The 7,134-nt window shown below is 58.1% G+C and carries 7 protein-coding genes; 2 read left to right on the forward strand and 5 right to left on the reverse strand.

The annotated features are described in order from the left end of the window. Positions 1 to 103: 103 nt before the first annotated feature. The 3 genes from FCK22_RS17530 to FCK22_RS17540 form a co-directional block, all read right to left on the reverse strand. Positions 104 to 442, reverse strand: a complete 339-nt coding sequence (locus tag FCK22_RS17530; protein ID WP_136720719.1) for an acyltransferase family protein — start codon at positions 440 to 442, stop codon at positions 104 to 106. After that, the gene (locus FCK22_RS17535; RefSeq protein WP_136720720.1) at positions 429 to 1,661 is read right to left on the reverse strand and encodes a hypothetical protein; all 1,233 of its coding nucleotides are present in this window, start codon (positions 1,659 to 1,661) and stop codon (positions 429 to 431) included. Before FCK22_RS17535 ends, FCK22_RS17530 begins: the two co-directional genes overlap by 14 nt. 110 nt (positions 1,662 to 1,771) lie before the next feature. Then, on the reverse strand, positions 1,772 to 2,470 hold the full coding sequence (locus tag FCK22_RS17540; RefSeq protein ID WP_067264209.1) for a sulfotransferase family 2 domain-containing protein: 699 nt from the start codon (positions 2,468 to 2,470) through the stop codon (positions 1,772 to 1,774). Between the two features lie 237 nt (positions 2,471 to 2,707). Here FCK22_RS17540 and FCK22_RS17545 point away from each other — a divergent pair, with 237 nt between their 5' ends. Together FCK22_RS17545 and FCK22_RS17550 are read left to right on the forward strand one after the other, a co-directional pair. Then, positions 2,708 to 3,889: a glycosyltransferase gene (locus tag FCK22_RS17545; protein WP_067264207.1), complete on the forward strand. Its 1,182-nt coding sequence runs from the start codon at positions 2,708 to 2,710 to the stop codon at positions 3,887 to 3,889. Beyond that, a complete protein-coding gene (locus FCK22_RS17550) occupies positions 3,886 to 5,043 on the forward strand; it encodes a glycosyltransferase family 1 protein (RefSeq protein WP_067264206.1) in 1,158 nt (385 codons plus the stop codon). The genes FCK22_RS17545 and FCK22_RS17550 overlap by 4 nt, the downstream gene beginning before the upstream one ends. Here FCK22_RS17550 and FCK22_RS17555 read toward each other — a convergent pair. Then, entirely contained in the window at positions 5,035 to 6,963 is a 1,929-nt protein-coding gene (locus tag FCK22_RS17555) for a hypothetical protein (protein ID WP_136720721.1), read from the reverse strand. The genes FCK22_RS17550 and FCK22_RS17555 overlap by 9 nt on opposite strands. Before the next feature lie 73 nt (positions 6,964 to 7,036). Beyond that, positions 7,037 to 7,134 (reverse strand): transposase domain-containing protein (locus FCK22_RS19625; RefSeq protein WP_136720389.1); only part of this gene is annotated, 98 nt, incomplete at its 5' end.

Raw genomic sequence — 7,134 nt, forward strand, 5'->3', positions numbered from 1 at the left:
TCAAAAATCCCATGTCGATCACTCCAAATCCCCCCAACCAAAACCGTCGGGGAAGTGTGTTCACATGGGTCAATTCTCAGTGACAATTTATGGGGCTACCGGGTCAGTTCTCAGTGACAATCAACATGTCTTTGATGGCCCCAGGTACTAGCAGCAGCGTTATAACCATGAGGGTTGTGAAGAAATAGTATAGCGGGGCGACGCGCAGGAAGCGCCGCCAGAAAAAGGCGAGCGGCTGGCCGATATAGCGCTGCGCGGAGAGGGTGATGACGAAACCGGAAATGACGAAGAAGATGTCGACGCCACGGGTCCAAGGAATGGCATCTCCCGGCAGGGGAAGGGCAAAATAATGTTCCGCCTCGGCCAAGATATGGCCCAGAAGGACCATCAAGGCGGCGAGCCCGCGAAGGGCTTGGAGCCCGGGGAGCCTAGGCGCGTTCATGGCGGGGATGCTTTGCTGCGGCTAAGGGGCCGGGGGCCGACAATAGCCCTATGCGGCCTATCAAACTGTTGGATGGCGCTTTGCGGCGGGACCGAAACAACGGCAGGTTTGGCGTTGGCTTAAGGCGGGGTTGTTGGTTGCACAGTTTTAAAAGGCTCAATGTCAGAACGATTGAAAACAACAGGTTATGATGCATGAGATAAGCGGAGTGGCTGGAGAAGAGCAGCGACGCGCCGATCTGCGCATAGGCGACGGCGAAGGCGATTGAATGCTGCGCTTTGCTGAAAATCCACCGAATCCCAAAACCCACGAGCGCAAGAAAGAGCGCGCCAAAAACGGGCCCGAAATCGACATAGGCGGTGGTGAGAAGCGGAAATTCTCCGCCGCCCAATACATCTTGCAATGCTTCCAAGCGGGGCGCGAGGATATGGGTGAAGTAACCGTTGGTCGCGGTGAGGAACATCATGCCCTGAAGGCTTAAACCGCCCCATGTATGCGGGATCTCGACAGCGAGCGGGGCGAAGCCGTTCCACATGTCATTGACAAGGTAAAAGGCCAATTTTTGTGTCCCGATGTCGAGGGTTGAGCGGTCAAACATCGGATTGGTGATTGCTTCCCGCGCCAGCCAGAGTGCGAGGAAAAGCGCGACTGCAAACAGGCTCCATCCCCATCCGACCAGCCGCCCCCGCATCAGGCAGGCGATGAGATAGCACGACAAGAGCAGTTGCAGGAGCAGCAACCGTTGGCTCATGACAATGGGCAGGATGAAAAGCGCCAGCGTGTTGCCGATTAGGATAGAAAGAAGCAGGCCGCGGATGTGACGGGGCAGGGGGCCAAGACATAAAAGCGCGGTGGCCAGGCAGGCGGTGCCAGGCAGGGCCGCGTAGAAAAGACGCATCCCGGTGAAAAGTTTGTTCTCCAACAACAGGTCGCGGGTGGTCAGGCTGTCGATATAGGCCGCGGCGGCAAGGTGGATCAGCCCGCCCGCTTTGGCCGCCGCTGCCGCGATCCAAAGTGCAGTCACCCCGAGCAGAATTAGGTTCAAGGCAAAGGTCAGATAGGCCGCGTAAGTCAGGTTGATCTGTGCTTTGTCGACCGGCACGCGTCTACGTGAAATACGCGCGGCCATATCCCCCACGGCATATGCGAAAAGGGCCAGCAGCAACCAAGCGGCTCCGGTGGAGGTAAAAGCCGATAGGCTGAGTTCTTCGCGGCGCATGAAGGTTTGCACGAGATCGAGGCGGTCAAGGTGGGCGAGCGTCAGGGCGACCCCAGTGCTGGAGAGACCCCAGCAAATCAGGAGCAGCGAGAGGGGGGAGAGCGCCCATCTCATGCGGCGATCCGTGTAGTTCGGGCCGCGCGATACACCGCGATATCGGCAGCGCAAAGCGCCTCGATCCGGGGGCGGAGGCCTGTGGGGATTTCCGTGGGGACCGGAGCCGCATTACGTTGCCAAAGGGGGAAGGGGCTGCCGGTATAGTGTTGTAATCGTTTTGTAAAAACATGCGGCTGACTTAGGTCGCCTACGATATCGAAACGCTTGAGGGCCGCGATGGCGCGGGCGATAAGGGGGGCGGGATCCTGCCCCGGCTGCAAGTTTTGTCCGGCGAAATAGAAGAGGTATTGCGAGGCCAGTCGCATGGCGTCGGCCGTATCGAGGAAATCCGCCAGACAGATTGCGCGTGTCGGGCTGGGATGGCGCCGCTGTAGATAATTGTAATGCGATACGAAGCGCGCCACAGGATCGCGCAGCAGGGTAATGAAAACATAGTCTTTCGCGGCTCCATCGTGGAGCATGTGATCGTATTGTACATGGCCAGAGATCATACGGGTGCCGCGCGCGACCAGCCGGTGCAACTGAGCCCGGCGGCGTTCGTAATCGGCCCGCATTCTTGGCCCGGCGGGTGCCGTTGGATCGCCGGGATCAAGGTCGATCACCGCCTGCGACAGGCAGTACCGCAGCCGAAGCGCTGTGCCAAAGCTGGAGCCGCCGCATTTGGGGACGTGGATATAGATGATCCGGGGCATGGGGGCTCCGTCGATTCGGGTCACAACTCCCCGAAGATTGCAGCGTTTGGTTAATGAGCGCTTAACGAAAGCTGGCGTCGCCGCGCGCTGCGGCAACTCGAAAATAACGGAGGATGTATCACACCGTTTTTGTGCGGTTCTTGAAAAAAATCGCTCCGGTTAAGCATTTGGTAAGATCTGTCGCTTGAAAGTGGCCGCGTTCGAAGAGGGTGGGAGCCCGATTTTCGAGGGACGCCGATGCATATTGTTCACCTGCTTACCCGCCTTCTCAGGGCCGGTTCTGAGGAGAATACGCTTGAAACCTGCCGCTGGCAGATCGCCCAGGGACACCGGGTGTCGCTGATCCACGGCGCCGCGCCCGATCCCTATTGGGAGGATCGCTTGCCACCTGGCCTGACCCGGATCCCTCTGCCCGAAATGGTGCATCCCGTCCATCCGGCGCAGGATCTACGCGCGTTGATCCGGTTGCGGCAAATTTACCGCCAGCTGGCGCCCGACGTGATCCATACCCATCAAAGCAAGGCCGGTATCCTCGGTCGCCTCGCGGCCCGGGCGGTCCCGGATGCAGTGGTGGCGCATGGGGTTCACATCGTACCTTTCGAGGGTGTGTCCCCGGCAAAACGCGCGCTTTACCTTGCTGCGGAGCGCTTGGCGGCGCGGCAGACAGATGTGTTCATCGGGGTCTCCGAAACGGTTGGTCGAGCCTATGTCGCGGCGGGGATCGCGCGGCGCGGGCGGGTGCATTGTGTGCGCTCAGGAATGGACATCGAACGCTTCCGCAACCCGGCGCTGCCCGCCGATTGGCGCGCGCTTCTGGGGGTTGCGCACGGCGATGCACGGCCCCGTGTGGTGCTGATGATGGCCGCTTTCGAGCCGCGCAAACGGCACCTCCCTTTTCTGCGCGCTTTCGCCCGCTTGGCGGATAGGTTGCCGAACCTAAAACTGCTGCTGGCCGGTGCAGGGCCGGAGGAAGCATCAATCCGCGCGGCGGTAGAGGGGCTGGGCCTGCGTGATAAGGTCGTCTTTTGCGGGCATCGGCAGGATCCGGAAGCCTTGTTCGCTCTTGCCGATCTTTCAGTGCTGACCTCGGCCCGGGAAGGTCTACCGCGGGTGGCCGTCCAGTCTATGGCGGCGGGTTGCCCGATGGTTGTGCAGGACCTGCCGGGCATTGGGGAGATTATCGACCATGGGCGGAATGGAATGGTCGCCGAAGGCAGCGACATGGGCGAAGTGGTGCGGGTGATGAACGAATTGTTGTACGACGCGCGGCGCCTCAACCGAATGCGAAAGGAGGCGCTGGCCACGGACGTCAGCGCTTGGGCACTTGACACTCTCGGGCGGCGCACGACTGCTCTCTATGGTCTTCCCGCGCGTTGCGGCGGTGCCGTGGCGGCGGATCACGAATTGGGTCTGGCATGACGGTCTACGTCAATGGCCGCTTTCTGGCGCAGCCGATCTCGGGCGTTCAACGTTTCGCGCATGAGGTGCTGGGAGCACTCGATAGGGAACTTTGCCGATCTGCTGATTTGAGGGACAGGCTCGGCCCTATAGAAGTGCTCGCGCCACGCAGGGTCGAAACACCGGGCTGGCAGAGGCTCAGGCTGCGCCATCTGCCCGGTGGGGCCGGCCACCTGTGGGAGCAGGGACCACTGTGGCGGGCAAGTCGTGATGGCGTTCTGATCAGTCTGGGCAACAGTGGGCCGCTTAGGCATCGTGCGCAAATCATCTGTCTGCATGATGCCAACTTATGGGACATTCCCGAAGCCTACAGCGCGCGCTACCGGCTTTGGCATTGCGCGCTGCGGCCCCGCCTCGCCCGCCGCGCCGCGGCCTTGCTAACGGTAAGCCGTTATTCGGCTAAGGCGCTGGCAGACCGTTTGAGTGTGGCCGAAGCTCGCTTCCGTATCTTGCACAATAGCGCGGATCATATGCTGCGGCTGCCCTCCGTGCCTGATGTCCCTGCACGCTATGGGCTGACGGCGGGGAACTATTTGTTAAGCGTTGGCAACCGCAGTCCTAACAAGAACCTGCGCGCGTTGATCAACGCGCATGCGGCATGCGGTGATGAGGTCCCGCCCTTGGTTGTTGTCGGTGGTAATGTACCCGGTATCGCGTCGCAGGCGGCCGCGGGAGACCGGGTCATCGCCCTCGGCCGGGTGCCGGACTGCGATCTGCGCGGTCTCTATGAGGGGGCATCGGCATTTGTCTTCGCGGCGTTACACGAGGGCTTTGGCATTCCCCCGCTTGAGGCGATGCGGTTAGGTGTGCCGGTGATTTGCGCGCGGCGCGGGGCGATGCCGGAGATCCTGGGCGATGCACCGCTTTGGTTCGACCCTCATGATGAAGGGGAGATTGCGCGCGCGCTGAGAGGGTATTTGTACCTTGATAGAGAAATGCGTAGAAAACGCGTCGGATTAGGGCAAAAACAAGCGGAGAAATATTGCTGGCGCGAAAGCGCACTTACTATGGCACAGGTCGTGGCGGAGATGTTGCACGGGCTGGCTCCACGAAAGGAAGTCGCTCAAGCTAGCGGCCTTAAATTGAGCGTGCGTCCCATTGAGCCGTTATTCTAGTATTAATCCGTTTTTGAAAAACGCGTCTTTGATCTGTTTGAGGGTATCGGCGTCTTGCAACTTCCAGGCCGTTAGATTGCTCAGCGCAAAAAGGCGGGGGGGTGCGGTATCGATAATATGCAAATCTTGATCAAAAAACGTCCCAAGGTGGGGGAAGCCACTAGATCGAAAACCTTTCATCCAACGTCGATTGATCAGGGAGTTGCCATCAGGCGCAATCTCTAAGGCTTTCATAATTTCAGGCCGATGACTCGGTGGCGCGTTGTTCAAAAGCGGTTGCGCCCATGCTGTCTCAAGTCCGAGAAAGACCACACAAATCGTGGGTGTATAAGCAATACCGTGAGATACGCTAGCCGCGGGGTCGTAATGGTATTCTTCGCAGCTAACATTCCTCTGGCGTACCAAGTCTTCGGCGAGTGTAAGTAAATCCTCATATTTGCGCCGCAGGCCTGTCAGCCCACTACCCTCGTTTTTGAGCATTGTAAGGCCCACGTTGTGGATCTGGTCCTCCGTTTGGACGAAGAATGATGCTAGATCAGCGCCGATCATGTCTCTTTCACAGGTTTTCCGGACACTTCGCTTCAATTGCGCGCCCTTCGGTGCTTTATCCAATGCTATGAAAGCTTTTCGACAATTTTGTACCTGCCTTGCATCCAGCGGCGCATATGCGTTTGCAAAAACGATGATGTTTTCCACCTGTCGTGCGAGCAGGGGGGCGAGGCCGAGGTTGTCCTCATGGCCCCCGTCACCGTGCGCCCATTCCTTCTGATAAATATTCCCCTTCTCGGCGAAAAGTTTGATTTCGTCCCCGACAGCTTGATCTATCGGCGTATAATGTTCCGGAAAGCCGAAGTTTGAAAGTAATCCCTGAACCACTGGCAAATTTACGAAGGTCTCGACAGGGGCAGCGCCGGAAATGGCGGCCATATTAGAAAGAGAGAAATTTAATCGTGACCGATCTATACGGGCACCATACTGCGGAAGTTTTAATAAAAGCACGGTCTCTTCGCCGACGGTTTCAACACGATGGGTCACGTGATCGTACCCATGCGATTCAACAAAGCCTCCGCCAACGCCTACACCATCGTCATAGGGGAAACGCCGCACCGGCATACCGGTATATAGCGGTGTCATTTCCATCCGGAACTTATTCTGGGGATTGATGGCAATCCTTTGGGTTGACAGCGTGCCGCCAACTATCAAATAGGGCCTGTCGCGCTCGACATAGTGCACCTCGGTCGGGGGGCGATTTTTTCGACTTGATCGGATGCGATCCTCATCAATGCGGCGCCACGTGAATAGACTGTCAGGGTCCGACGGCTTGGTGCGCCCCAATCCAAAGGGTTCGAGATAGATTTTGCCCAAAGTCTCGGAATAGGATTCGTCAAACCGACCTGTCTTCCACGCCTTGAACATTTTCCGGGTAACGTTTGCGCGTCCGATCGCGCCCAACATGCTTCCCGGCGCGAAGCCCGGGATGCTATTCACATCAGTCCCTTTGTTTTTGGCTAAAGTGATGATTTGCGGCAGCACTTTCCCCAAAGCCGCGGGAGAGTAATACTTTCCGAGAAAAAGGTCCTCGGCGCAATATACGTTACTGGATGGTGCGCAATGTTCCTTGAGGTAAGTATAGGGTATCGCAGTCCAGCTGCCGCCAGAGATCGCGGAGATATAGCGAATTTTCTCTATCCAACCCAGATTATGCAACGCGCGCAACTGCCCGAGTGCCGCAGGCGCCGCACGGTTGCCGCCGCCTTGGAATGCGACGCCGAACGAAGCACGACTTCGGCGAAAAGCATCATCTTGCATTTCAGGATAGTCGACGCCCCGATCAGGTGTTTTCCAATACTGAGCTGAGAAACAGGTTTCGCACGCGCCCTCGGCGAATACGGCCGAACTTAACACGGTATTCGAAAACATGAATACTCCGGAGAAAGCTATAGCCTTTAGAAGGCGTTTTCTAAGTAAGCGGTAGCTGGACAGCACCATCCACTTAGCTTGACGGTTTGAAGTTCCACGGGAGCAGATCGTCGAGGCGACTTTGCGGATGACCATTGGCGATCGCTGTCAGGGTTGTCTTGAGATAGGCGA

Source organism: Sulfitobacter sp. 15WGC, from assembly GCF_005068605.1.
Taxonomy (GTDB): domain Bacteria; phylum Pseudomonadota; class Alphaproteobacteria; order Rhodobacterales; family Rhodobacteraceae; genus Sulfitobacter; species Sulfitobacter faviae.

Excerpts from the sequence above, each read along its gene's own strand:
- FCK22_RS17530 (WP_136720719.1), bottom strand. The coding sequence starts at position 442 with ATGAACGCGCCTAGGCTCCCCGGGCTCCAAGCCCTTCGCGGGCTCGCC.
- FCK22_RS17535 (WP_136720720.1), bottom strand. The coding sequence starts at position 1,661 with ATGCGCCGCGAAGAACTCAGCCTATCGGCTTTTACCTCCACCGGAGCC.
- FCK22_RS17540 (WP_067264209.1), bottom strand. The coding sequence starts at position 2,470 with ATGCCCCGGATCATCTATATCCACGTCCCCAAATGCGGCGGCTCCAGC.
- FCK22_RS17545 (WP_067264207.1), top strand. The coding sequence starts at position 2,708 with ATGCATATTGTTCACCTGCTTACCCGCCTTCTCAGGGCCGGTTCTGAG.
- FCK22_RS17550 (WP_067264206.1), top strand. The coding sequence starts at position 3,886 with ATGACGGTCTACGTCAATGGCCGCTTTCTGGCGCAGCCGATCTCGGGC.
- FCK22_RS17555 (WP_136720721.1), bottom strand. The coding sequence starts at position 6,963 with ATGTTTTCGAATACCGTGTTAAGTTCGGCCGTATTCGCCGAGGGCGCG.